28 protein-coding genes are annotated in these 26299 nt (G+C 48.7%); 5 read left to right on the plus strand and 23 right to left on the minus strand.

The genetic code is table 11. The features are described from left to right. Window positions 1-296: 296 nt before the first annotated feature. On the plus strand, window positions 297-1727 hold the full coding sequence (locus tag CYJ98_RS05960; protein ID WP_101755370.1) for an alanine/glycine:cation symporter family protein: 1431 nt from the start codon (window positions 297-299) through the stop codon (window positions 1725-1727). 59 nt (window positions 1728-1786) lie between these two features. Here the strand turns inward: CYJ98_RS05960 and trhA are convergent, their stop codons facing one another. Further along, a complete protein-coding gene (gene trhA / locus CYJ98_RS05965) occupies window positions 1787-2413 on the minus strand; it encodes a PAQR family membrane homeostasis protein TrhA (RefSeq protein WP_101755369.1) in 627 nt (208 codons plus the stop codon). Window positions 2414-2629: 216 nt separating this feature from the next. Between trhA and cysD the strand changes: the two genes are divergently transcribed. Then, window positions 2630-3544 (plus strand): sulfate adenylyltransferase subunit CysD, encoded by a 915-nt coding sequence (gene cysD / locus CYJ98_RS05970; protein ID WP_101755368.1) that lies wholly within the window; start codon window positions 2630-2632, stop codon window positions 3542-3544. Window positions 3545-3776: 232 nt separating this feature from the next. Continuing rightward, the gene (locus CYJ98_RS05975; RefSeq protein WP_070814414.1) at window positions 3777-4340 is read left to right on the plus strand and encodes an RBBP9/YdeN family alpha/beta hydrolase; all 564 of its coding nucleotides are present in this window, start codon (window positions 3777-3779) and stop codon (window positions 4338-4340) included. 135 nt (window positions 4341-4475) lie between these two features. On the opposite strand, the gene pyrC is transcribed toward CYJ98_RS05975, so the two are convergent. The 3 genes from pyrC to CYJ98_RS05990 form a co-directional block, all read right to left on the minus strand. Beyond that, window positions 4476-5510, minus strand: a complete 1035-nt coding sequence (pyrC, locus tag CYJ98_RS05980) for a dihydroorotase (RefSeq protein WP_036491856.1) — start codon at window positions 5508-5510, stop codon at window positions 4476-4478. A 97-nt stretch (window positions 5511-5607) separates the two neighbouring features. Then, window positions 5608-6201, minus strand: a complete 594-nt coding sequence (locus tag CYJ98_RS05985; RefSeq protein ID WP_101755367.1) for an NMCC_0638 family (lipo)protein — start codon at window positions 6199-6201, stop codon at window positions 5608-5610. Between the two features lie 12 nt (window positions 6202-6213). Beyond that, entirely contained in the window at window positions 6214-6438 is a 225-nt protein-coding gene (locus tag CYJ98_RS05990) for a sulfurtransferase TusA family protein (protein WP_003681929.1), read from the minus strand. Window positions 6439-6547: 109 nt separating this feature from the next. On the opposite strand from CYJ98_RS05990, the gene CYJ98_RS05995 reads away from it, so the two are divergent. Further along, window positions 6548-7159: a CNP1-like family protein gene (locus CYJ98_RS05995; RefSeq protein ID WP_036491852.1), complete on the plus strand. Its 612-nt coding sequence runs from the start codon at window positions 6548-6550 to the stop codon at window positions 7157-7159. A 61-nt stretch (window positions 7160-7220) separates the two neighbouring features. Here CYJ98_RS05995 and CYJ98_RS06000 read toward each other — a convergent pair whose 3' ends face one another. Further along, the gene (locus tag CYJ98_RS06000; protein WP_101755366.1) at window positions 7221-8336 is read right to left on the minus strand and encodes a porin; all 1116 of its coding nucleotides are present in this window, start codon (window positions 8334-8336) and stop codon (window positions 7221-7223) included. Window positions 8337-8724: 388 nt separating this feature from the next. Between CYJ98_RS06000 and CYJ98_RS06005 the strand changes: the two genes are divergently transcribed. After that, window positions 8725-9471: a carbonic anhydrase gene (locus CYJ98_RS06005; protein WP_101755365.1), complete on the plus strand. Its 747-nt coding sequence runs from the start codon at window positions 8725-8727 to the stop codon at window positions 9469-9471. 62 nt (window positions 9472-9533) lie between these two features. Here CYJ98_RS06005 and CYJ98_RS06010 read toward each other — a convergent pair whose 3' ends face one another. The 18 genes from CYJ98_RS06010 to hfq form a co-directional block, all read right to left on the minus strand. After that, window positions 9534-11168 (minus strand): CTP synthase, encoded by a 1635-nt coding sequence (locus tag CYJ98_RS06010; RefSeq protein ID WP_063076388.1) that lies wholly within the window; start codon window positions 11166-11168, stop codon window positions 9534-9536. Window positions 11169-11292: 124 nt separating this feature from the next. Next, on the minus strand, window positions 11293-12948 hold the full coding sequence (locus tag CYJ98_RS06015; protein ID WP_101755364.1) for an AMP-binding protein: 1656 nt from the start codon (window positions 12946-12948) through the stop codon (window positions 11293-11295). Window positions 12949-13040: 92 nt separating this feature from the next. Beyond that, the gene (gene mnmA, locus CYJ98_RS06020) at window positions 13041-14144 is read right to left on the minus strand and encodes a tRNA 2-thiouridine(34) synthase MnmA (protein WP_101755363.1); all 1104 of its coding nucleotides are present in this window, start codon (window positions 14142-14144) and stop codon (window positions 13041-13043) included. A gap of 126 nt (window positions 14145-14270) precedes the next feature. Further along, complete coding sequence (locus tag CYJ98_RS06025) at window positions 14271-14747, minus strand: copper chaperone PCu(A)C (RefSeq protein WP_101755362.1); 477 nt, start codon at window positions 14745-14747, stop codon at window positions 14271-14273. 131 nt (window positions 14748-14878) lie between these two features. Continuing rightward, a complete protein-coding gene (locus tag CYJ98_RS06030) occupies window positions 14879-15262 on the minus strand; it encodes a diacylglycerol kinase (protein ID WP_070826520.1) in 384 nt (127 codons plus the stop codon). A gap of 67 nt (window positions 15263-15329) precedes the next feature. Then, entirely contained in the window at window positions 15330-16286 is a 957-nt protein-coding gene (gene gshB, locus CYJ98_RS06035) for a glutathione synthase (RefSeq protein WP_101755361.1), read from the minus strand. Window positions 16287-16400: 114 nt separating this feature from the next. Beyond that, a complete protein-coding gene (gene recN, locus CYJ98_RS06040; protein WP_101755360.1) occupies window positions 16401-18062 on the minus strand; it encodes a DNA repair protein RecN in 1662 nt (553 codons plus the stop codon). 198 nt (window positions 18063-18260) lie between these two features. Then, window positions 18261-20276 (minus strand): BCCT family transporter, encoded by a 2016-nt coding sequence (locus tag CYJ98_RS06045; RefSeq protein WP_101755359.1) that lies wholly within the window; start codon window positions 20274-20276, stop codon window positions 18261-18263. A gap of 251 nt (window positions 20277-20527) precedes the next feature. After that, complete coding sequence (gene scpB / locus CYJ98_RS06050) at window positions 20528-21136, minus strand: SMC-Scp complex subunit ScpB (protein WP_049329900.1); 609 nt, start codon at window positions 21134-21136, stop codon at window positions 20528-20530. A gap of 69 nt (window positions 21137-21205) precedes the next feature. Beyond that, window positions 21206-21439 carry a glutaredoxin family protein gene (locus CYJ98_RS06055; RefSeq protein WP_070645072.1) on the minus strand — a complete coding sequence of 78 codons (234 nt, stop codon included), beginning with the start codon at window positions 21437-21439 and terminating at the stop codon, window positions 21206-21208. A 131-nt stretch (window positions 21440-21570) separates the two neighbouring features. Further along, window positions 21571-21771 carry a (2Fe-2S)-binding protein gene (locus tag CYJ98_RS06060; protein WP_003681978.1) on the minus strand — a complete coding sequence of 67 codons (201 nt, stop codon included), beginning with the start codon at window positions 21769-21771 and terminating at the stop codon, window positions 21571-21573. A gap of 227 nt (window positions 21772-21998) precedes the next feature. Next, the gene (gene xerD / locus CYJ98_RS06065) at window positions 21999-22877 is read right to left on the minus strand and encodes a site-specific tyrosine recombinase XerD (protein WP_079453676.1); all 879 of its coding nucleotides are present in this window, start codon (window positions 22875-22877) and stop codon (window positions 21999-22001) included. Between the two features lie 75 nt (window positions 22878-22952). Beyond that, window positions 22953-23396 carry a peroxiredoxin gene (locus tag CYJ98_RS06070; RefSeq protein WP_049335498.1) on the minus strand — a complete coding sequence of 148 codons (444 nt, stop codon included), beginning with the start codon at window positions 23394-23396 and terminating at the stop codon, window positions 22953-22955. A gap of 36 nt (window positions 23397-23432) precedes the next feature. Further along, window positions 23433-24068, minus strand: a complete 636-nt coding sequence (locus tag CYJ98_RS06075; RefSeq protein ID WP_101755358.1) for a deoxynucleoside kinase — start codon at window positions 24066-24068, stop codon at window positions 23433-23435. Between the two features lie 97 nt (window positions 24069-24165). Beyond that, the gene (gene folK / locus CYJ98_RS06080; RefSeq protein ID WP_101755357.1) at window positions 24166-24654 is read right to left on the minus strand and encodes a 2-amino-4-hydroxy-6-hydroxymethyldihydropteridine diphosphokinase; all 489 of its coding nucleotides are present in this window, start codon (window positions 24652-24654) and stop codon (window positions 24166-24168) included. Between the two features lie 15 nt (window positions 24655-24669). Further along, entirely contained in the window at window positions 24670-25044 is a 375-nt protein-coding gene (locus CYJ98_RS06085) for a SirB2 family protein (RefSeq protein WP_003681989.1), read from the minus strand. A gap of 55 nt (window positions 25045-25099) precedes the next feature. Next, window positions 25100-25669: a tRNA (mnm(5)s(2)U34)-methyltransferase gene (locus tag CYJ98_RS06090; protein WP_101755356.1), complete on the minus strand. Its 570-nt coding sequence runs from the start codon at window positions 25667-25669 to the stop codon at window positions 25100-25102. Window positions 25670-25747: 78 nt separating this feature from the next. After that, the gene (hfq, locus tag CYJ98_RS06095) at window positions 25748-26044 is read right to left on the minus strand and encodes an RNA chaperone Hfq (RefSeq protein WP_101755429.1); all 297 of its coding nucleotides are present in this window, start codon (window positions 26042-26044) and stop codon (window positions 25748-25750) included. Window positions 26045-26299 lie beyond the last annotated feature (255 nt).

The raw sequence follows: 26299 nt of genomic DNA on the forward strand, positions 1-26299 counted from the left end.
ATAAGTTGCCTTTAGCCAAAATATTCAGACGGCCCGAACATTTGCAAAAAAGGCCGTCTGAAAACAAAAAAACCTTTTTTAAATAAAGAAGCACATTTGCGGCAAACCTTTGTCAGTTTTTCGTTTTAATTCACGAAGGTTTACGGTATGATGACAAAATCGGTCAAAATTGTTAACAACTTAACCGGTATCGAATGGCAAAACGGCCTGCTCGCCGATATTGCCAACTGCGAAAAATGAGTGGGAGTAGTTACCCGTATCATTTTATTTTTATTGTTTTTATTAAAGGTTTTATTATGGAAGAAATATTGTCTGCTCTGGTGGGTGCAGTCAATCAGGTTCTTTGGGACTACCTGCTGATTTACGCCTTAATCGGTATCGGCCTGTTTTTTACCCTGTACTTGGGCGCGCCGCAAGTTACCAAATTGGGGGCGGGTTTTAAAGCCGTTTTCGGCGGCTTGTTCAGCAAAAAAGACAAAGACCACGAAGGCAAATCCCTGTCTCAATTTCAAGCGCTTGCCGTGGCGATTTCCGCGCAAATCGGTACCGGTAACGTTGCCGGTGTCGCCACTGCGATTACTGCCGGCGGCCCGGGTGCCATTTTTTGGATGTGGTTGTCTGCCATTTTGGGTATGTCTACCATTTTTGCAGAAGCCGTTTTGGCGCAAAAATACCGCGTGGTCAGCCACGGCAAATACATCGGCGGCCCTGCATTTTACATTACGCATGGTCTGACGCCGAAAATCGGCCGTGGCGCGGCGCGTTTCCTGTCAGGCTTTTTCTCTATCGCCTTGATTATCGCGCTGGGTTTCATCGGTAACGCGACCCAATCCAACTCCATCGCCTCGGCCATGAATTTGGCTTTCGATATTCCTCCGATGGCTGTCGGCATTGCTTTGGCGGTATTCGCCGGCCTGATCATCATCGGTGGCATCAACCGCATTGCCGGTATCGCGCAATTTGTCGTGCCGTTTATGGCGGTGATTTACATCTTATGTGCCGTGATTATTTTGTTCAAATTCTCCGACCACATCATCCCGATGTTCCACAGTATCTTTGTCGCCGCCTTCAATCCTGAAGCGGTATTGGGTGGTGCGGCCGGTATCGGTATGCGCGAGGCCGTCCGCTTCGGTGTGGCACGCGGCCTGTTTTCCAATGAAGCCGGTATGGGTTCGACCCCGCACGCTCACGCGACCGCCAACGTCAAACACCCTGTACAACAAGGTATGGCCGCGTTTATCGGTATCTTTATCGATACGCTGATGGTCTGCACGGCAACCGCGCTGATTATCCTGCTGACCGACGCCAACCTGTCCGGCGAAACCGGCGCTGCGGTTACCCAACTGGCTTTTAACAAAGCCTTCCCGGGTTTCGGTTCGCAACTGCTCGCCGTCTGTCTGACCTTCTTCGCCTTTACCACCATCATCGGCTGGTACTACTTCGGGGAATCCAATATCCGCTTCCTGTTCCGCGACAAACACTTGGGCATCTACCGCGCACTGGTTTTGGTGGCCATCGTATTGGGTACATTGGGCAAAGTGGATTTGGTTTGGAGTATGTCCGATATGTTCAACGGCTTTATGGTCTTGCCAAACTTAATCGCCCTCTTCCTGCTGCGTAAGGAAATCCGTGCGGTTTACGACGATTATCTGGCGCAAACCAAAGCCGGAAAAGAGCTGACCTATCACTATGAATTCCACGAATTCCACGACAAAAACCCAGGTTAACGACAAACAAAAACCTCTCAGTCAAACTGAGAGGTTTTTTTATTTCAGGCCGTCTGAAACTACAACACATAAAAATAAATGCTGATAAATTGCGTCAAACTGCCTGCCAAGACAAACAAGTGCCAGATACCGTGGCCGTGGCGGATTTTCGTATCGTTGATAAACCAATAAATCCCCACGCTATACAATACGCCGCCCAACACCAGCCAAAACAACCCGCCGGCCGAAAGCGACTGTATCAGCGGCCACACCGCCACCACAATCAACCAGCCCATCAACACATAAATCACCATCGAGAGCAGCCGCTTCTCACTTTTGCGCCCAATCGTCAGCTCCTGCACAATGCCCAGCAAAGCCAGCCCCCATGACACACCGAAAAGCGACCAGCCCCAGCCGCCGTGAAGGGTAATCAGCGTAAACGGCGTATAGCTGCCTGCAATCAAAAGATAAATCATGCAATGATCGACCTTTTGCAAAATCGCCTTGGCCTTCGGCTGCGGAATGCTGTGGTATAAGGTTGAGCCCAAATACAGAAGCAGCAGGCAAACTCCATAAGTCAGTGCACCGGCAATCCGATAGCCGTCCGCCGATTCCACCGCTTTCACCAGCATCAGCACCAACGCCGCCACTGCCAATAAGAAACCGACCAAATGGCTGTACGCATTAAATCTCTCGCCGTGATACATAAACCATTCTCATTTATAAAAAACCAAAGTGTACGCCAAGACAGGCGCTTCGTCAGAGAAATCGGGTTAAAAATAAGTTAAAGCGCAAAGGCCGTCTGAAAAACACGGCCTTGCAATATAACAAAAACATCTTTGCAACAAACAAACCATTCTTTCCCTTTTTCAGACGGCCTCACTAAAGTATCGACTGTCGCCAAGGTTGCAAAGAGAGAAAAAATGTCCATCCAAAACCACCACCTCGACTGGCTCGAAGCCGAGTCCATCTACATCATCCGCGAAGTGATTGCCAACGCCCAAAATCCGGCCTTGCTGTTTTCCGGCGGCAAAGACTCCGTCGTATTACTGGCGCTGGCCGTCAAAGCCTTCCAAATCGAAGGCCGCCCGCTGAAGCTACCGTTCAAACTCCTGCACGTCGATACCGGCCACAACTACCCCGAAGTGATTCGGTTCCGCGATGACACGGTCGCGCGTACCGGCGTACAACTTGTGGTCGGCAACGTAGAAGAATCCATCCGCAAAGGCAGCGTCGTCTTGCGCCGCGAAACCGATTCGCGCAACGCCGCCCAAGCCGTTACGCTGGTTGAAACCATCGAAGAACAAGGCTTTGATGCGCTAATGGGTGGCGCTCGCCGCGATGAAGAAAAAGCGCGCGCCAAAGAACGCATCTTCTCTTTCCGCGACGAGTTCGGCCAATGGGATCCTAAAAACCAACGTCCTGAATTATGGTCGCTCTACAATACGCGCCTGTTCCAAGGCGAAAACATGCGCGTATTCCCGATTTCCAACTGGACGGAATTAGACATCTGGCAATACATCGCACGCGAAAAACTCGCCCTGCCGCCGATTTATTACACCCACAAACGCGAAGTTGTCGAACGCAACGGCCTGCTCGTTCCCGTTACACCATTGACGCCGAAGCGCGAAGGCGAAGTTGCCCAAATCCGCGACGTCCGTTTCCGTACTGTCGGCGATATTTCCTGCACCTGCCCGGTTGCCAGCACCGCCGCCACGCCCGAAGACATCATTGCCGAAACCGCCGCCGCGACCATTTCCGAACGAAGTGCCACACGCATGGACGACCGCGTATCGGAAGCGGCAATGGAAGAACGCAAAAAACAAGGCTATTTCTAAACCGTTTTTTCAGACGGCCCCTATATATTTCAAACCCGAACAACACGGCAAAGCCATCCGCCCCTGCCGTGTTGTTTGCTTTATTATTCTTGCAAATATCATTTAACAACAAAAGCTTAATCAAAAATCCTTACCAAGCGACAAACAATAAAACATAAACAAACATGGTATAATGAACGCTTACAGGCAGAGATTTAGACAAAAGTCTCAGGCCGTCTGAAGGAGGAAAAACATGAATCGACGCGTTTATATCGTACATGGCTTTGAAGGCAACCCGCACGGCAACTGGTTTGACTGGCTTTGCGCCCAAGTCAAAAGCACCGGCGCACAAGCAATCTCCCTCGCCATGCCCAATCCCGACAAACCAAGCACGACAGCGTGGCAGTTTACCCTTGACCAACACATCGGCAAGCCCGATGCCCATACCTTCCTAGTCGGCCACAGCCTAGGCTGCATTACCCTCCTTCACTTCCTCAGCCGCCAACAGCCGCAAAAAATCGGCGGTCTGTTGCTTGCCGCCGGTTTTGCCGATACACTGCCGCCCCTGCCTGTACTCGATGCCTACATTAAAGCAGCGTCGCCCGATTTCGACATCCTGCGCAAAATCGACATGCCCAAACACTGTCTGGTTTCCGACAACGACACCCATGTTCCGCCCGAACTGACTTTGGACATGGCGGCCAAGCTCAAAAGCCCTGTTACCCATATTCCCGAAGGCGGCCATTTGATGGCTTCGGACGGCTTTACCCAACTGCCGCAGGCTTGGGAAGCGCTGAAACCCATGTTGACCGAATAAACACACAATATAATCCAGTTTTTCAGACGGCCTCGTCTGTCTTTCCTCCCCATAACAGGCCGTCTGAACAACAATAAAAAAACAACCTGCCTTTTCAAGCGGGTTGTTTCTTTTTATGCCTTATTGACGGCAAATTTAATATTGCACCGTCCATTCAATCTCGCCGCCGGCCCTCATCGGTACAAGCTCGCCATCGCCGTAAGGCACGCTGGCAGGTACGGTTTGCGTTTGTTTGACCAAGGTGATGGTATCGGAATTTTCAGGCAGGCCGTAGAAACGCGGGCCGTTTTTAGAAGCAAAGGCTTCCAGTTTGTCCAACGCGCCTGCTTTCTCAAACACTTCGGCGTAAAGCTCGATGGCGGTCATCGCGCTGAACATACCGGCACAACCGCAAGCATTTTCTTTGGCAGTTTTGGCATGTGGCGCAGAGTCTGTGCCGAGGAAGAATTTGTGCGCCTTATCACCGGTAACGGCGGCAACCAAAGCCTGACGGTGGGTTTCACGTTTGAGTACGGGCAGGCAGAAATGATGAGGACGCACGCCGCCGACCAAAAGGTCGTTGCGGTTGAGCAGCAAGTGTTGCGGCGTCACGGACGCGGCCACATTATCGCCTGCTTCCAATACCAGTCGGGCGGCTTCGGCAGTGGTAATGTGTTCGAACACGACTTTAAGATTCGGCACTTGCGCCAAAACCGGCTTCATCACGCGCTCGATAAAGGCGGCTTCGCGGTCGAAAATATCGATTTCGGGGTCGGTAACTTCGCCGTGAACCAAGAACAAAATGCCCTGTTTCGCCATTTCTTCCAACACGGGAATCAGTTTGAACAAGTCGGTTACGCCGGAATCAGAATTGGTGGTCGCGCCTGCCGGATAGAGTTTGAAAGCCACGATACCGGCAGCCTTGGCTTCGCGCACAAGTTCGGGCGTAGCATTATCGGTCAAATAAAGCGTCATCAACGGCTGGAAGGTACTGCCTTCAGGCAGGGCGGCCATAATGCGCGCTTTGTATGCTTGGGCATCGGCAACGCTGACGACGGGCGGTTTGAGGTTGGGCATGATAACCGCGCGGCCCATTTGTCGGGCGGTGTACGGGGCAACAGCTTTGAGCGCGTCGCCGTCGCGCAGGTGTAAGTGCATATCGTCGGGGCGGATGATGGTCAGGGTTTGCATAGCTTACTTTCGAGTGGTTTGGTTTGATAATGTTTCAGACGGCCTTTATTCGGCGGTAACGGTTTCTATTAATTTGATGTTTCAATCGTCAACCGATCTAAGGTAAAACAGCGGCCTTATTGTCGTAAGAATGATGGGTCAAATAAAAAACAGCCTGTACCGGAAAATGCTCGGACGACGTTGTTTTGACGGTCAGCAAGGTTTCTTTCGGACTGCCGGACGCGCGCCATGCGTAGGAAATCTGACGCATAGGCAACGGGGCTTCCGACAAATTATCGGCACGCAACTCAGCGTTCAAACCCTGCGGCGGGTTTTCTGCCAAAGCCAAAAATTGTTTGAAAATCAGATGGTCGTTGGCTTTGGCCGTACGCACGCTGCAACTGTCTTCGGTCAGGCTCAAATAATAATCTGCGCCGTTTACCGTTTTCTTCCAAATACTTAATGCCTCCAAATCCATCATTCCGGCAGGCAAATCGGCCATATCTTTTTTCGACAATAAAACCAGTTTGTTGGCATTGGCAAACTCGCCGACAAGGGCGGCATCGCCGTCTGCGGCCACACAGCTTTGGCGGAATAAGTTGGTTACATTTTGAGCATAATCGGCAGCGCTCTGCGGCGAAACACTTTCATTGCCGCATGCACTCAGGCAAACAGCCAATACGGCGGCAGACAACGCGACGGATTTAGACATTTCAGACGGCCTTTATTTGTGTTTCAACACCAGCTTGAACACGCCGTCAGCCTCGCTCGATTCCAACAAAACATGTCCGGTCTGACGGCAAAACGCTTCAAAATCGCCGGGCGCGCCGCCATCAGTGGCCAATACGGTCAGCACTTCGCCCTCCTGCATTTGCGCCAAAGCTTTTTTGGCACGCAAAATCGGCAGCGGGCATTTCAAACCGATGACATCCAGAGTTTGTGTATTCATGATGAAAACTCGTCATATTTATCAGAATTAACGTCAATTATACCGCACTTACTTGCACCCCACCCTGCAAGCCCATAAAATAAAGCCGTTTTTCACTTTGGAGCTGTCTATGCGCCGTTTTGCCCTTCTCGCTCTCAGCCTTGCCGCGACTCAAGCATTTGCTTTGGGTTTCAGCCAAAAAGATACGCTGACCAACACGCGTTATCAGGAAAGCCCTGAAGAAGTTGCCGCACGCGAATTTAAAGAACACAAAGCCGAGTTGCCACCCCTGCCCGATACCCAATCGGGCGATTGGTTCGACCTCTATGTTAACGAAACCTACGGCAAGCAGCCCAAAATCCTGCTCAGCAGCCTGCAAATCATGCCTGCGCCGGACAACAGTATCCGCTACGTCTTGAACGTGCGCTCCGACAAAGGCTACGACAATCTCTCCGTCGAAGGCCTCTATTGCGCCCGCACATCCTTTACTTACAGCAACGACAAGCGTTCGTCTTACAAAGTATTTGCTTACGGCGATACAGTAAACCGCCGCTGGATTGAGCCGCGCAAAGGCGATTGGAAGCTGATCGGCAATGCGTTCAGCCGCAACGACGCCCTGCACACCGCCCTGTATCAGGCATTCTGTGTCGACGGTATGCCGACAACGGTCGAAGGTTTGGTACAACGTTTGAAAGAACGTGGCGGCCGTCACGGTACCACGCTGAGCAACCACGACAAATAAACCTGTTCAATCAACAAAAAGGCCGTCTGAAATTTCAGACGGCCTTGTCTTTCTAGACGGCTTAGAATTTGTGATACAGGCCTACAGAAGCGGCTTTTTGTTCAATACCGCCTTTGTTGGCTGCAGTCAGGCGGGTTTTATTGCCGACTTTCAGATACGCCAGTTGGGCGACTACGCCGGTGCGTTTGCTGAAGGTATATTGACCGCCGACAACGACTTGGTCGAATTTATCCACCAATTTTTCGCCGCTGTTCACGCCCTTGGCAGGCCAGCCGTGTGCGTAAGTAATGCGTGGGGTAACATTGCCGAATTTGTAGCCGACGGTTACCGCTGCATCAACCACTTTCACGGCTTCCTCTTTACCTGAGTCGGCAGTAATGTCACTACCCTTGTACTGATTAAAACCATCGGTGAAATAACCTAAATATTCGTTGCCTGTCTCATGGCCTTTGGCATAGTGTACGCCGCCACCGACAAAGAGATTGTCTTTATCGTAATAAGTTTCGACTTTGGCGATTTGCGCCGCTTTGACTTTGCCTGATTTGTCGGTGTACGCGCCGTTGTAGTGGCCGTAAGCCGCATTGGCGGTAAAGCCGTTTTTAGAGAAACTCACGCCGCCAGTGTATTGGTCTTTGGCCGGTTTGGAGTGCGTGTATTTGTCTGAAGGATTGCGGTTGTCGCGCGGTGCGTAAGACACGTTGAATTTGAATCCGCCGAAATCCGGGCTGTCGTAGCGTACGGCGGCGTTGCGGTTGCCGGTACGGGTAAAGATGCCCAAGCCTGCGGCATTGGTTTTGTACATCCATGGATCGATGGTGTCCATTTCGTTCAGCATATTGCTGAGTTTACCGGCGCGAATCTTACCGAATTTACCTTGCAAACCGATGAAGGAGTCACGAGTGGCAAAACCTTGAGAACCGCCGGTAATGGCTGTTTTTTGTTCAACTTGCCAAATGGCTTTCAAATCGCCGCCCAAGTTTTCGCTGCCTTTGAAACCGATACGGGAAGTATTGTCATTGATGCTGGTTGCGGTGGAGCTGGTTTCAGAACCTGCGTCACCTTTGATTTTTACTTGACCGACGGTCACGCTGCTTTTGATTTGACCATACAGAATCACTTCGGCGGATGCAGCCAGCGGCAAACCGGCAATAACCAAAGCGATAATCGATTTTTTCATTATTCTCTCCAAAACAAAGTTAAAATCTCGTGAAAACACGTTCAGCAATATTAATGTTTTCCAACACTACAAACAACTACTTTCATCTTGAGAAATACTTTTATTCATTAGAGTTTAGACTTTTTACAACATAATCAAATAAAACAGGCCGTCTGAAAGAAATTTCAGACGGCCTCTCCCATTCAAAGTGACAACAAAGACAATCAACCCTCTTATTGCAATCATTTAATCAAAAATGATTGCTTGATAAATGTTTGCCATATATCAACCCAACATTCCCAAATTGCCACTATCATTAACTTTCTTCTTATGAAGAAGTTTTTTTATATCAATAATTTATTTGGTATAAATTTTTCCTTTTACCTAATGTAAATAAACAGGAGCCTTTATGTTGAAAAAACATCTCTTTTTATCTTTGCTAATGGCTGTCTCTACTGCAACAGTATCCGCCGAAACCCATCATGCACATTGGTCTTACACAGGTGAAAACGATGCTGCACACTGGGGCGACTTGAGTGAAGACTTTGCCGTCTGCAAAACAGGTAAACAGCAATCTCCAGTGGACTTCTCCACAACAAAAGCAGTAAAAGGCAAACAACTGGCATACCGTTACAACGTCGCCGACTACAAAGTAGAAAATAACGGCCATACCCTTCAAGCTACGCCGCAAGGCAAGGCACAAACCATCGTGATTAACGGTAAAACCTATACCTTCAAACAATTCCACTTCCATACGCCGAGCGAACATACTTTCAAAGGCAAACATTTCCCGATGGAAGCGCATTTCGTCCATCAAGCCGAAGACGGTACTTTGGCGGTCATCGGCTCTGTATTTAAACCGGGCAAAAACAATCCTGCCTTGTCCGCGCTTACTGCCAAAAAACTGAAAGCAGGAGAATCCGTAACCTTGAAAAACTTGAATATCCAAGCCCTGCTGCCTAAAGATAGCAAGTCATTCCAACTAAAAGGCTCGCTAACAACGCCGCCTTGCAGCGAAAACGTGACTTGGGTTGTCTTAAAAACTCCGGTTCAAGCTGATGCGGCGCAGTTTAAGGCCATGCGCGACATTATCGGCGGCGAAAACAACCGTCCCGTACAACCTTTGAACGACCGCGAAGTCAATGAAGACAAATAACTTCTAAGGCCGTCTGAAAACAAAAAAGCACCCGGAAACGGGTGCTTTTTCAATCACATCAATCAGGCTTTTTTGTTACCCAACGCGGCTTTCACAAACGCGCTGAACAAAGGATGGCCTTTGCGCGGATTGGAAGTGAATTCCGGATGGAACTGACACGCGAAGAACCAAGGATGATTTGGCAATTCGATGGTTTCAACCAAACGCTCGCGGCCTGCGGATACGCCGCCGATGACCAAACCGGCTTTTTCCAACTGAGGAACATAGTTGTTGTTAACTTCGTAGCGGTGGCGATGGCGTTCGCGGATATGTTCGCTGCCGTAGATTTTTGCGGCAAGGCTGCCCGGTTTGAGATCAACTTCTTGCGCACCCAAACGCATGGTACCGCCCAAATCGGCAGATTCGTCACGGGTTTCTACGCTGCCGTCTGCAGTTTGCCATTCATCAATTAGGGCAACGACAGGCGCGGCGCATTTCAAGTCAAACTCGGTAGAGTTCGCACCTTTCAAGCCTGCAACATCGCGGGCGTATTCGATCAGGGCGATTTGCATGCCCAAGCAGATACCCAAGTATGGTACGTTGTTTTCACGCGCATAGCGTACGGCGGCAATTTTACCTTCCACGCCGCGTGAACCGAAGCCGCCCGGCACCAAAATCGCGTCCATGCCTTTGAGCATGGAAACATCTCCATTGCCCTTCTCGATGCTTTCGCTGTCGACAAAGGTAATTTGTACGTCGGTTTCAGTGTGAATACCGGCGTGTTTCAGGGCTTCGATCAATGATTTGTAGGACTCGGTCAAATCAACGTATTTGCCAACCATCGCGATTTTGACGGTATGTTTCGGATTTCGAATCGCGTGAACGATTTTCTTCCATTCGGTCAAATCAGCTTGTTTGACATTCAGTTGGAGCTGCTCGGTAATAATGCTGTCGATGCCTTGGTTGTGCAGCATTTCAGGGCATTCGTAAATACTGTCCACATCGTAGCTGCCCACGATGGCACGTTCTTCAACGTTACAGAACAATGCAATCTTGCGGCGCTCGTCCGCAGGCATTTCTCTGTCCATACGGCAGATCAGGATATCCGGTTGCAAACCAATGCTCAACATTTCTTTAACGGTATGTTGGGTCGGTTTGGTTTTGATTTCACCGGCGGCGGCAATGTAAGGAACATAGCTCAGGTGGGCAAACAATGTATTGTTGCGGCCGAGCTGGCTGCGCATTTGGCGGATAGCTTCCAAGAATGGCAAAGATTCGATGTCGCCGACTGTACCGCCGATTTCGACAATCGCTACATCATAACCGGCCGCGCCTTCGTGGATACGGCGTTTGATTTCATCGGTAATGTGCGGAATCACTTGTACGGTACCGCCCAGATAGTCGCCACGACGCTCTTTGGCAATCACGTTTTCATAGACTTGGCCAGTACTGAAGCTGTTGCGACGGGTCATTGTGGCGTTGATGAAACGCTCGTAGTGACCGAGGTCGAGGTCGGTTTCCGCGCCGTCATCGGTCACGAATACTTCGCCGTGTTGAAACGGGCTCATGGTACCCGGGTCAACGTTGATATACGGGTCGAGCTTAAGCATGGTCACGTTCAAGCCACGCGACTCGAGAATAGTAGCAATAGAAGCGGCGGCGATACCTTTACCCAAAGAAGATACAACGCCGCCGGTTACGAAAATAAATTTAGTCATGATGTGATACCCATGTTGGAATGTGTGATTTTAACTTGAAGCAGCATATTCTGGCAAACGGCAAAAGCTTCAGGCCGTCTGAAAACAGCGTTTTCAGACGGCCTTATCATACTGATTCTATATATCAGCGCAACTCGCGGCGCAGGATTTTGCCAACGTTGGATTTTGGCAACTCGTCGCGGAATTCGATGTCTTTCGGCACTTTATAAGCAGTCAGCTCTTTACGGCAGAAATCGATCAGTTCTTCCTTGGTCAAAGACGGATCTTTGCGCACAACGAAGACCTTAATCGCTTCGCCGGTTTTCTCACTTTTCACGCCGATACAGGCGACTTCCAAGACTTTGTCATTGCCGGCAACCACTTCTTCGATTTCGTTCGGATACACATTGAAACCGGATACCACAATCAAATCTTTTTTGCGGTCAACCAGCTTCAACCAGCCTTTTTCATCCATTACAGCAATGTCGCCGGTCTCCAAAAAGCCGCGTGCATCGATTGCTTTGGCAGTTTCTTCCGGACGGTTCCAATAGCCTTTCATCACTTGCGGGCCGCGCACCCACAATTCGCCCGGCTGTCCGATAGGCACTTCTTTGCCGTCCGCATCGCGTAATTCGACTTCGGTCGAAGGAACCGGCAAACCGATACCGCCGCTGTAAGCCTCGATATTCAAAGGATTGCAACATACGCCCGGGCTGGCTTCGGTCAAACCGTAAGCTTCCACAATCGGCGTACCGGTAATTTTTTTCCATTTTTCCGCCACGGCTTTTTGTGTTGCCATACCGCCGCCCAAAGTCAGCTTCAAACGGGAAAAATCGACTTCGGCAAAATCTGGACGGTTAACCATCGCATTAAACAGAGTATTCACACCAATAAACACGCTAATCGGCTCTTTTTTCAATTCACCGATAAATCCTTTCATGTCACGCGGATTGGTAATCAAGATGATTTTAGAACCGGTATTCGCAAAGATCATCAGGTTTACCGTCAAGGCAAAGATATGATAAAGCGGCAACGCGGCAATAACCGTTTCTTCGCCTTCACGCAGGCTGTTTCTAATCCATTCTTTTGCCTGCAACATATTGGCGCAGATATTGCCGTGGCTGAGGACGGCGCCTTTCGCCAAACCGGTCGTGCCACCTGTATATTGCAGCAAGGCAGTAGCGTCGCGCGTCAATTCGACTGGTTTGAACGTATTGGCTGCACCTTGCTTCAAGGCCGTCTGAAAAGTGATGGTATTGGGAATGCGGTATTCCGGCACCATTTTTTTCACTTTGCGGATGACGAAGTTCATCAACGCGCCTTTAATCATGCCGAACATCTCGCCGACCGACGCGACAATTACATGTTTGATTTGCGTACGCGGCAACACCAACTCCAACGTATTGGCAAAGTTCTCCAACACGACAATCGTTGTCGCGCCGCTGTCTTTCAACTGATGCTCCAACTCGCGCGGCGTATAAAGCGGATTCGTATTCACTGCCACCAAACCTGCATGCAAAATACCGAAAAGCGCAATCGGATATTGCAAAACGTTCGGCATCATAATCGCCACACGCTCGCCGCGCGGCAGTTTCAATACGTTTTGCAGGTAAGACGCAAAATCGGTCGCCAACTTGCCCACTTCGGCATAAGTCAGCGCTTTACCCATGTTTTGAAAAGCAGGTTTATCTGCGAATTTCTCGACACTTTGACGGAATACGTCGCTGATGGAGCTGTATTGAGAAATATCGATTTCAGGGCTTACGCCTTGTTCATAGCTTTTGAGCCAGAGTTTTTCCATATTGATCAGTCTTTTATTGAGTCGTTTTTTGGAATCAAGGCCGTCTGAAGGCTTTATTCAATCTGCCGCTTCGTTTTCAGACGGCCCTTTTATTAAGCAGTAATAATGACAGGCTTGTCTGTGGACATGATGATACCGCCGCCCAAGCACACATCGCCGTCGTACAGTACTGCAGATTGTCCGGGGGTTACTGCCCATTGCGGCTCGTCAAAGACAAGCTCGATGGTTTCATCATCCAAGTAACGCAACGTACAAGGCGCGTCAGCCATGCGGTAGCGCGTTTTGCAGGTATAGCGGCCTTCTTTCGGACGTTCGGGCAATGTGAAGCTCAAATCGTTCATAACCAGGCTTTGTGTATAAAGCAAAGGATGGTCATGGCCTTGTACGACAATCAGTTCGTTTTTGGTCAAATCCTTGGCCGCGACAAACCATGGTTCGCCTGCGCCGCCGATACCCAAGCCTTTGCGTTGGCCCAGCGTGTAAAACATCAAGCCGACGTGTTCGCCAACCACTTTGCCTTCAGGGGTAACCATTTTGCCATTATTGGTCGGCAGGTATTTTTGCAGAAATTCGCGGAATGGGCGTTCGCCGATAAAGCAAATACCGGTACTGTCTTTTTTGGTTGCAGTCGGTAATTTAAATTCTTCGGCAAGACGGCGGACTTCAGGCTTTTCCAACTCACCCAATGGGAAAATCGCGCGTTCGAGTTGGAAAGGCTTGAGACGGTACAGGAAATAGCTTTGGTCTTTGTTTTGATCCAAGCCTTTGAGCAGGTAATGCACGCCGTTGCGAACTTCTTTGCGGGCATAGTGTCCGGTGGCAATGGTATCGGCGCCCTGCTCTATGACATAGTCCAAAAAGCATTTGAATTTGATTTCGGCATTGCACAAGACGTCCGGGTTTGGCGTGCGGCCTGCGCTGTATTCTTTGAGGAAATAGGCAAATACATTGTCTTTATATTGCGCGGCAAAATTGACGATGTCGATATCGATTCCGATGATATCGGCAACGGCAATGGCATCAAAAGAGTCTTGTTTGATGCTGCAATATTCGTCGTTGTCGTCATCTTCCCAGTTCTGCATGAACACGCCGCTGATTTGATGGCCTTGCTGTTTGAGCAGGGCCGCGGTAACGGATGAATCGACGCCGCCGGAAAGGCCGACGATGATGTTTGTTGGTGTGTTGGTAGTATTCATAAGGGGAATGTGGGTTTTAAATACATTTTTTAAAGCGTGATTTTAGCACATTTTGATTTAACAACAGAAAAGGCCGTCTGAAAGCCCAATGACTTTCAGACGGCCTTTATATGCAAATTCAAGCAATTAGTGCTGATGCGCGCCACCGTGTGCGCCGTGGTCGTGCTGCATTTCGGCTTTAGGCGCAGTTTTCACTTCCAGCTCGACAGTTTGAGGTTTGGCGTTTTTGAATTTCAGGGTTACAGGCACTTTTTCGCCTTCTTTCAATTGTTGTTTCAGACCCATGAACATAACGTGGTAGCTACCTGGTTTCAGCTCGGTTACGCCTTTTGCAGCCAAAGGCACGCCGCCTTTAACTTCGCGCATACGCATAACACCGTTGTCGTTAATATGGGTGTGTACTTCAACACGTTCGGCAACAGGGCTGCTGCCGCCTACCAAGAAGTCTTGTTTGGCTTCATCGTTTTGGATTTTCATGAATGCGCCACCCATTTTCATACCTTCAACGGTAGCACGTGCCCAACCGTCTTCAATATGGATACCGGCTGCAGATACGGAAGTTGCCAAGCCTGCCAGAATCAGGGTTGCCATTAATTTTTTCATGTTTTGCTCCTTGTGTTTGCCAAATGGCTGGGATATACAGCCTTCATCTTACAACCAAAGGCCGTCTGAAAACTTTGATATAGATTAATTAATACTATCTAATCCTAACGAATTACCATATTACCACATTTTTAAGCAGTTAATGCAATAATCCAAACAATAAATAACATGAACAAAGCCATCAGTTGCGCGGCCGAACCGGCATCTTTGGCACGCTTGGCCAGCTCGTGTTTTTCAGTAGAGGTATGGTCAACGGCTGCCTCGATGGCGGTATTAAACAATTCGGTAACCAATGAAATAAACGATGCAACAATGAGCACCATTTTGATGGCCGAGCCGAAATCAAGGAATAAGGCCAAGACAATTAAAATCAGATTCAACCAAAAAACTTGGCGAAATGCACTTTCATAACGATACGCGGCAGCCAGTCCGTCTTTGGAATAACCAAACGCATTAATGATGCGCTTGATGCCGTTTTTGCCTTTTTTCTCGGAAGCGTAGGAAGATGGTTCCATCATATTCTCAACATTAGAATGCCGTCTGAAAAAAACGGTCAGGTCAATTTTCAGACGGCCTTTGGATTTATTGTTTTACCCAAGATGCTACGGCATCTGCAAACATGGCAGCAACGTCGAAATCTTTTTGCTTCATGATTTCTTGGAAGCCAGTCGGGCTGGTTACGTTGACTTCGGTCAGGTTGCTGCCGATGACATCCAAACCGGCAAGCAAAATACCGCGGCGCTTCAATTCAGGCGCAAGGGTTTCTGCAATTTCACGGTCACGCTCGCTCAACTCCTGCGCCACGCCGCGGCCGCCGGCAGCCAAGTTGCCGCGCGTTTCGCCTTTTTGCGGAATACGCGCCAAAGCATACGGAACGACTTCCCCGCCGATAATCAGAATGCGCTTGTCGCCATGTACGATTTCAGGAATATAACGTTGCGCCATGATGGTGCGTGAATCAAGCTGCATCAGGGTTTCCAAAATACTGCCGATATTGGGGTCGGATTCGGTCAGGCGGAAAATGCCCATACCGCCCATGCCGTCTAAAGGTTTGATGATGATATCGCCGTGTTCTTTCAAAAAGGCACGGACATCGGCGGAACGTGTGGTAACCAAAGTCGGCGCGGTAAACTGGCTGAAGTTCAAAATCGCCAATTTCTCATTGAAATCGCGCATTGCCTGTCCGCTGTTAAATACTTTTGCGCTCTGCTGCTCTGCCAACGTCAAAAACTGGGTCGCGTACAGATATTGCATATCAAACGGCGGATCAGTGCGCATAATGACCGCATCGAAATCTTTCAAGGCCGTCTGAACTTTTGCCTCTGCTTTAAACCATTCGTGATCGTCATCGTTCTTCGCGCCGACAAACTCAAATGCCGCTGCCTGAGCCACTACCCAGCCTTCACGGACGGACAATTCCCCGCTCAAGGTATGAAAAAGCTGCCAACCACGCTTTGCCATTTCACGCATCATGGCGTAAGTAGTGTCTTTATAGGTTTTAAAACTTGCCATCGGATCGGCGATAAACAGGACTTTCATCAAAATTTCCTTGTAAACAGACGATATAATCATACCTTGTATTCTGCCTGCCTGAAAGGTGGCAAAATATAGAAAAGGCCGTCTGAATTCTATTTTCAGACGGCCTTGAAGCTTTTAGGTGGCTGCCAAATGCAAAAGTTCGGCGGCATGGCTGCGTGTGGTATCGGTAATGATTTCGCCACCCAGCATACGCGCGATTTCCTCAATGCGCTGATGATGGTTCAATACGCTGATTTCGCTGACGGTTTGTTCGCCTTCGCTATGCTTGCGCACCTGCCAATGGTTTTCACCGCAAGAGGCGACTTGAGGAAGATGGGTTACCGCCAGGACTTGATGTTTTTTACCTAAGCTACGCAAAGCTTTACCGACCATTTCAGCGACGCCGCCACCAATACCGGTATCCACTTCGTCGAAAATCAATGTCGGCACTTGTGTGTATTGGCTGGCAACCACTTGCAAAGCCAAGCTGATACGCGCCAATTCGCCGCCGGAAGCCACTTTGTTCAAAGGACGTGACGGATTGCCTTTATTCGCCGCCACTTGGAATTGCACCTGTTCCAAACCATATGCGGTCGGTGAAGACGGCAACAAAACGATGTCAAAACGTGCGCCTTTCATGGCCAAATGCTGCATATGCTCGGTGGTCTCTTCACCCAAACGGCCGGCTGCCTGATGGCGCATGGCAGAGAGAATATGCGCGGCTTCATGGTATTCGGCAAGATTGCGTGCGACTGTATTTTCCAAGGCTTCCAAATCGGCAGCCGCGTGCAGGTTTTGCAGGCGCTCGTCGATTTCTGCCAACTTTTGCGGCAACTCTTCCGGCTCAATGCGGTATTTGCGCGCCATGCTCATCAATTCGCCCATACGACTTTCTTGTGCGGCCAATTCATTAGGATCGATATCGCTGCGACCGGCCACATCACGCATATTGGCACTGATTTCACCCAACTCGGCTTCAATACTTGCCAGCATATTCAGACTTTCGGCAAAGCGTGGCTCAATGTTTTGCAGATTGCCAAGCAGTTTTTGGCATTGATAGATTTGACGTTGGATGCCGTTGTCTCCGTCTATACTGTCGCCCACCTGCTCGGCGGTTTGCAGCAACTCAGCCGAATGCGCCAGGCTGTCGTGGCTTTGGCTTAAGGTTTCCCATTCGTTGGGTTTAAGCTCCAATTGGTTTAATTCATTAAACTGCCATTCTAAACGCTCGCGCTCGATGGCCATGGTTTCTGCCTGCTCCTGTGCTTCTTGCAGGGCTTTTTTCGCATTGACCCAATTTTGATAAAGCTGTTTGACTGTTTCCGCCTGCTCTTTGCTGCCGGCAAATGCGTCCAACAACTCGCGTTGCGCAGACTCTTGATTCAACGAATGATGGGCATTTTGGCCGTGAATATCGATTAACTGCTCGCCAATAGCTTTCAGCTGCGCCAATGTTGCTGCCTGATTATTGATATAACTGCGACTTTTACCCTTGGCATCGATAATACGGCGGATGCTGAGCTCTTCGGCATCTTCTTCCAAAAGGCCTTGCTCCTGCAGCTGCGCTTTCAGTTCAGGCAAACCGCTGATATCGAACAAAGCCGACAACTGCGCTTCTTTGGCGCCGCTTCGCACTTGACTGTAATCGGCTTTATCGCCCAATAACAGGCCAATCGCATCCAGAGTAATCGATTTGCCTGCGCCGGTCTCGCCCGTCAATACGGTAAAGCCGTTTTGAAAATCAAGATTCAGGTTTTCAACAATGACAAAATCACGCAAAGAAAGTACCAACAGCATTGTAGTATTCCTTAGTAAATCACCCGCACCTATGCGGAATAGCTTTAGATAAACTGATTATAACTAAGATTTTTTATAGTTTGAATCAGATTTTTCTTATAATTTATCTAAGATATTTATTTTAAACAAATTATTTTTAATCAGGCAATAAAAAGGCCGTCTGAATATTGCTACATGTTCAGACGGCCTAAATTTATTTTACTCTGCCAGTTCTACTTGTTCATGCCCCATTAATTCCTGCCCCACTCCGGCAAGCAGGTTCAGATAACGCTCATACTGCTTGAGCATATCGGCAATCAATTCTTTTTGCGTCATATATTGCACATCGTATCCATCGCGCCCATCCGAGAAATACGTCAACGGTATGAATGTTGCCGCATATTTGAAATGAGGCAGGCTGTCTTCACGAATCAACTGGTCGGTAATTTCCCGCTTTACGGATTTAATCCCATAGACAAAATCCCTTACCGTCCCTTTATGCACCACCAGCTCCACCGACGGCTCATCCTGTTGCAACAGGCAACGGATTTCTACGTCCATATTGTATTTTTCGGTCAATTCGTTTTTCAATTCCTGCATTGCCGGAAGCGCCGTATTTTTCATAAATTTGATGATATCGACTTCCTGCGTCTGATTCATCATTTGTCCAAGGCGTTCCCTCCAATGATCGCCCGACCAGAAAATACTGCTCGGATTGACGGCGGTTGCAAAATAGTTGGCATCGTTGTTCAGGGCTTTCCACAAAGAAACCATCATAAAAATCATCAACACCGCAAACGGCAGAGACGCAATCAGGGTCATGGTTTGCAAAATAGGCAAACCGCCGGCACCCAACAACACAATAGCCACAGCCGAAATCAACACACCCCACATAACCGATTGCCACTTGGGCGAAGCCAGCCCTTTATCGCGCGAAGCAATATTGTTCAGCACATAAATGCCCGAGTCGGCAGAAGTGATAAAAAACAGCGAAATCACCAGCAATGCCACCAAGCTGCTGACAACCGGCCACGGCAAATAATTCAAAAAGGCAAACAACAATTTTTCAGGCTCGTTGGTCAAGGCAGACAAGGCGCCGTTTGCCACATGCGTGTCCAGCCACAAGGCTGAATTGCCAAATACGGTAAACCACAAAATACTCATCAGGCTAGGCACTGCCAATACGCCAAAAATAAATTCGCGGATGGTTCTGCCTCGCGAAATTCGGGCAATGAACAAACCAACAAAAGGTGACCACGAACACCACCAAGCCCAATACAACACCGTCCAGCCGGTAAACCATTTTGTATGCTCAGGCTCGTAGGTATATGACTTAAAGCTGAACGAAACGAAGTTGCTCAAATAAGTGCCCAAATTGTCGCTGAATGCGAAAATCAAATACGTCGTCGGCATACTCAACAAGACAAACAGCATCAAAGCCAGTGCCAATACCAAGTTGGTTTCACTCAAAATTTTGACGCCTTTGCCCACGCCCGAAGTTGCGGAAAATATGGCAATCGCCATCACAACAACGATAATGCCGACCTGCAAGACATAGCTGTTGTCCTGCACCCAGCCCATCTTCAACAAACCGGAACCCATTTGTGCCGCGCCAAATCCCAAGGTTGTGATAATACCGAACAAAGTTGCAATCAAAGCCATCACATCGATGGCATCACCCATTTTGCCGTTGATTTTGTCTTTTAAAATCGGATAAAAGCAGGAGCGCAACGCCAACGGCAATTTATAGCGGAAACCGAAATACGCCAAGGCAAGCGCAATGATTCCGTAGATTGCCCAAGCATGAATCCCCCAGTGGAACACCGTATGCAGAATCGCCTCTTGCGCATTGCCTTTGGCAATCGGGGAAGAAAAATGCGATAAAGGCTCGGCCACCCCGAAAAACATCAAGCCCACGCCCATACCGGCCGCAAACAGCATGGCCAGCCATGATAAAAACGAAAACTCAGGTTCGTCCTCGTTTGCACCCAGCCTGATACTGCCTAGGCTGCTGATGGGAAGCGCCAATAAGAAAATAAGGAATACAGAGAAAGTCAGAATGTAAAACCAGCTGACATTTTGAAAGATAAACTGCTTCATGGCATTTAACAAAGCCTCAGTATTTTGAGGCCAAACCAAAGCAGCTGACAAAAGCAAAAGGACGAAGAAAAGCGTAATACCGACCACGCTTGGGTTGAAAGAAGATTTGTTTTGAATGAATTGTTTGAATTTCATATCGGTTCCGTAGTTGATACAGCGCATATTTGAAGAACAAACGGGCTGCCGATTGATAAAGAGAGAAACGTTTCCGTATGCCTTCTCAAACTATTACAGAACGAGAGATATTTATTCTAATAATTTTTCAAATTATATCACAAAATCAATAAGTTACCAAATATAATGAAAATTATATTTAAAATCATGATGTTACACAACAATAAAGGCCGTCTGAAACACGATTGTTTCAGACGGCCTTTACATTCAAATCAGTTAATCAGTCTGTTTCCTGATTCAACTGCTTCTTCAGCCTCCTCATCGCCTGTCGGCGGCGTTTCCATCAAATCAGGCAACACCAGCTCGCCCAATTCAGTCAGCGGCGGCAATTCTTCCAAACTTTCCAAACGCAAATCACTTAAGAATGTTGCCGTTGTCGCCCACAAAGCCGGACGACCGACAGAATCACGGTGGCCGATGACTTCAATCCAGCCCCTATCCTGCAAGGTTTGCATGACATTTTGCGACACCGCTACGCCGCGTATGCCTTCAATATCGCCACGCGTTACCGGTTGTTGATAGGCAATAATCGCCAGCGTTTCCATCACGGCACGGGAATAACGCGGCGCGCGCTGCTCTTGCAGGCTGCCCAGTCGTTCAAAGGCGGCTTGGGCAATTTGGAAACGCCAGCCCTCATGGGTATGCACCAGTTGCAAAGCCCTGCCCTGCCAGCGAGCCTTCAGTTGCGCCAACACGTCAATCAGCTTGTCTTGCGACAACGGCGGCACGCACAATTCGCGCATGGTTTTTTCGTTTAAGGGTTCGACTTGCGTCAACAGCGCCGCTTCAATCAGCGCATCGGGAGAAAGTTTTTCAGTCATAATAAAATTAATGTTCAGACGGCATAAATAGCCAAAGGCCGTCTGAAAGATAATATGGTCAACGGTTTGTTATGCGCTCAAATGCGCTTTCAGTTTTTCTTCGTCCAAAAACCAATGGCAGATTTCGGTATCGCCATCCAGCAAAACAGGCACCAGCTCATTGTACTTTTCTTCTAAAACCGGATCGGCATCGACATCGACAATATCCAGTCCAAATCCAAACTGCTCCTGATAAGGCTTTAATTGTTCGCGCATTTTGTGGCACAGGCTGCAATATTCCCGAAACATCAAGGTCAGTTTCATGGCGGTTACTCTCGGAGGGACAAAAGCGGCCATTGTATAGCAAAATGCCGCTAAACTATACAGGCATGACAAAGGCCGTCTGAACAGGCGCGAAACAACGCCTTCAGACGGCCTTTGTGTGTATTCTGAAATTAAGACTGAACGTTAATACCTGCAGTCACGGTATTTTGGGCGCTGCTTGCAGTCAAAAACGATGCAGCCAATTCGCCGCAGCAACCGCAACAAGTCGCCACACCCAATTGAGCCTGCAAATCGCTCATGGTGGTTGCACCGGCGGCGATGGTCTCTTTGATGTCGTGGTCAGTAATGGCGTTGCAGATGCAGACAAACATGATGTGCTCCAATAATTTTGTTACCCTCTGTAATTGAGAGTAGGATTTATTCTTGAACGTAAATATAAATAAAAACGGTTTGCATTGCAATATTGGCACTGTCCTTTTGTTTTGAAATTTTTCTATGTAAATTTGTATTTTGATTGTTATTTTATAAATAGTAAACTTTATAACCGTTCAGACGGCCACGATAACAAAAGGCGGCATCTTCGAAATGCCGCCTCTATTCATGAACGGGAATGGTGTTCATCGACCATGTTTTTCAAACGAATATTAGCAACATGGGTATAAATCTGTGTGGTGTTGATATCGGAATGTCCCAACATCATCTGGACCGAACGCAAATCGACGCCGTGATTAACCAAATGCGTGGCAAAAGCATGGCGCAAACCGTGCGGACTGAGCGAAGCAATACCGGCCGCTTCGGCATATTCTTTGACTATCATCCATGCAAGTTGACGGCTGATGCCGCTGCGTTTCTGGCTGACAAACACTTCGTCGCAGATTTTGTTTTTCAGCAACAACGGGCGCGATTCGTTGCAATAGCGTTCCACCCAATATGCCGCTTCCTGACCCAGCGGAACCAGACGCAATTTGTTGCCCTTGCCTATGGTACGGATACTGCCGCGATGTAAATCGATATCGCTGAGCGTCAATTTGACGGCTTCGGTCACGCGCAAACCTGTTGCATACATGACTTCAAGCAAGGCTTTGTCGCGCAGTCCATGCGGCGTTTCCACATCCGGTGCAGCCAGCAGCGCGTCGATTTGAGCTTCGGTAATCAGCGTGGGCAGTTTGCGTTCCGATTTCGGCGCCTTGAGAAAACGGGTGGGATTGTCTGCTCTTTGGCCTGTTTCTTCCAACCAGCCGTACATACGCTTGCAAGCCGACAATGCCCGCGCTTGGGACGTATTTTTTTCCCCTTCCGCATACACGGCATCAGACAGGGCAAACTCATCGGCACTCAACCAATCCTGCCCGCCCTCGGCCAACCGCGCGGCGACTTTGACCAAATCACGGCGGTAACTTTGCAGCGTATTGTGGCTGAGCCTGTCTTGCAGCCAAAGGGATTCAAGCAGCTTGTCTATTAAATCGTCCATATTCATCAAACTGTATTGAAAGGCCGTCTGAACGGCATGACTTTACATCCGTTCAGACGGCCTTAGGTTTTCAAAGCCCTATCAAGAGACTTGAGAAATTGTATCCAACACTTCCTGCGCGTGTCCGGCCACTTTGACTTTGCGCCATTCATGAGCGATTTCGCCGTTTTCGTCCAGCACAAAGGTGCTGCGCTCGATGCCGAGGGATTCTTTGCCGTAAAGCTTTTTCAGCTTGATCACGTCAAACAGCTTGCAGACGGTTTCTTCTTTGTCGCTCAACAATTCAAACTGGAAGCCTTGTTTAGTGCAGAAATTCTGATGCGATTTGACACCGTCGCGCGAAATGCCGACAACGGTATAGCCCAATGCTTTGAATTGCTCCAATCGGGCATTGAAATCCAAGCCTTCGGTGGTACAGCCGGGCGTGCTGTCTTTAGGATAAAAATAGACAACCAACGGCAAATGTTCGGCGGAGTTAAAATCGCTACCGGAAGAAGATGGGAGTGTGAATTGATATTTTGACATATTATTCCTTTCAGACGGCCTAAACCTAGCCTGCGTTTATTTTTCACTTAAATTCAAATAACTGCGCGTACCTTGAAAATCTTCCAATGCACGCAACAAAAGCTGGAAGTGGTCGTCATTGCCGGCCAAATCCAACTCATCGGCATTGACGGTCAACAAAGGCGCGCTTTGATACAAATGGAAGAAATGGCTGTATTCGTCATGCACCCGTCCCAAATAGCCTTCGGGAAACAAGCTGATGATGCCTTCGTGACGTTTTTGCAGGCGTTTGCGGTTGTTTTCGACAGCGGTTTGCAGATAAATCACCACATCGGGCTCCGCGTATTGCGGCAAAATACGTTGCTTCATATCGGCAAAAAGCTGCTGCTCGTCATCATTCAAAACGATGGGCGTAAAAATACGGTCTTTTTCCAGCAAAAAATCAGCCACAACCATTCCGCCTTGCACGCATTGGTCTTCAATAATATTTACGCTTTCAGCACGGCGCGTCAGGAAGAAAAGCTCGGCAGCCAAACCATTATTGGAAACATTGCTGTAAAACTTCATGAGAAACGGATTGTGATCCGGATTCTCCGACAACAGCAACGCGCTGAAATGCTCTGCCAAGCGGCGGCTCAAAGCGGTTTTTCCGCTACCGATGGCGCCTTCGACAACAATATAACGAGGATTCATAGTAACTCTTTGTAATGTGTTTCCCAACAATATTTTATAGCAAAAAAGGCGTGTCCAACACGCCCTTTCTTGTTTTAGTCCGTTTTTCAGACGGCCCTTATTCTTTCAACAGGCGAATACCCTGCCCGCCCAAAGCCTGAGCCAAATCAGCCGCACGGCCATGCTCGCCCAACTCGAAATCCGGAAGAATTTCAGCCAACGGCAACATAACGAAACTGCGCTCATGCGCGCGCGGATGCGGCAAGGTCAGATGCGGGTCATCGCTGCGGATACCATCAAAATCGATGATATCCAAGTCCAAAGTGCGCGGCGCATTACGGAAGGTACGTTCGCGCCCAAATTCGGCCTCGATGCGGTTTAACTCTGCCAACAGCGCCACGCCGTCCAATGAAGTTTTCACGGTACAAACGGCGTTCACAAAATCGGGCTGATCGTCATAGCCGACCGGCGCAGTCAAATACAAGGAAGAAGCCTTTTCGAGCCGGATATGCGGATGCGCGTCCAATTCGGCCAAAGCTGCGCGAACCTGTTCGGTAGGATTGGCAAGATTGCTGCCCAAAGCAATAACAGCAAAATGCGGATACATTTCAGACGGCCTCTTTTAAAACGGCAGCGTTTTGGTTTTGGCAAGGAAAACAATCGTGGCAACACACGACATGGCCAAAACGTAGACGATATAGAATTTCGGCGAACGCGGACGCGAACGCATCATAATCATGCCCAACACAATATAAACCAGCAACAGCAGGATTTTCATGCCGAGCCACGGCGCATTAAACGGCGAAAAATGGGTAATCTTCATCAGCCACAAGCCGGTAAACAGCAACATGGTGTCATTCAAATGCGGCATGGCTTTCCAAATACCTGCCAACGGCTTCTCAGGATGACGCCAGAGCAGGAAAAAACGGATGTTGAACAACAGGATGGTAATGGCAACGAAAATCTGATGGCTGTATTTTACAAACAGATATTGCATGGCAGTTTCTTATGTTGAGGGTTGAAAAACAAAGCAGCTATTTTACCGCAAACATCTATTTCTGACGCAACTTTTCAATCGCCAGCAGATAGGGCGGCGCATTGCGGCGGTTGACAAAGCCATAGCGTAACACGGCAAAGGCTTCCTGCGGCAAAGTTTCCGCCCATTGCACAATCGCTTCAGCCTCTATTCGGCCGGCTTCATGCCCCGGATACAATACCGCCACGGCAAGCCCGCCCTCTTTCAACAAACCCAAAGTATCCGTCAGCGCACGGATGCTGCTTGCCGCTTCAGTCGTGCAGCTTTTATCGCCACCCGGCAGCCAACCGAAATTAAATACTGCAGCATCTAAAGGCTCGTCGATATAAGACAAAAGGTTTTCATGGCCGTCATGTATCAGGGCTACCCGACCCTCTACGCCGTTTTCTTTCAGACGGCCTTGAGTCTGCACCAGTGCTTTAGATTGCACATCAAATGCCCACACCCTACCCGTCTCGCCAACCGACTGCGCCAACAGCAAAGTATCATGCCCATTTCCGGCCGTCGCATCCAAAGCGCGGCCGCCTGCTTTTAAGGCTTGTCGTAACAGGGAGTGGGCAAAGGGAAGAATGTTTTCAAGCAGCATGATAAAGGTCGTCTGAAAATAAAAATACCCTACCGCAAAAGCGGTAAGGTATTGAAAAACAGGAATGCGTTACATCATTTATTCGACAGGTTGTTGCACAGTCTCAACTTGAACCGGAGCAGCTGCGGCAGCGGCTTGAGGTTGCTTGTTTTCGTGTTGCAGGCTGACTGCGCGTGCAGGAACGATTGTTGAGATAGCGTGTTTGTAAACCATTTGAGTGACGGAAGTATTACGCAGCAGAACAACGTACTGGTCGAATGATTCCACTTGGCCTTGCAGCTTGATGCCGTTTACCAAGTAGATTGAAACCGGAACGTGCTCTTTACGCAACGCATTCAAAAAAGGATCTTGTAACATTTGTCCTTTAGCTGTCATATTCTTGAGCTCCATTATTATGATTGTAAAGACGCCAAAATCGGCGTTTGATGGGATTGTAGCCCCGAATAGGATAAATTACCAACTATTTTTTTCTATCACACCGTTTAGGAATCCAGCAATAAGGGAACTTCCCGCCAAACCGACTGTTTCATTTCCATATTCACAACAATCCCCAATTCAAATTGGATGTTTTTTTTAAATTCGGCAAACCCTATCAAAAATATGCCATGAAGCTCTAATGAGCTGTTTTTC

The sequence above is a fragment of the Neisseria perflava genome (assembly GCF_002863305.2).
Classification (GTDB): Bacteria; Pseudomonadota; Gammaproteobacteria; order Burkholderiales; family Neisseriaceae; genus Neisseria; species Neisseria perflava_A.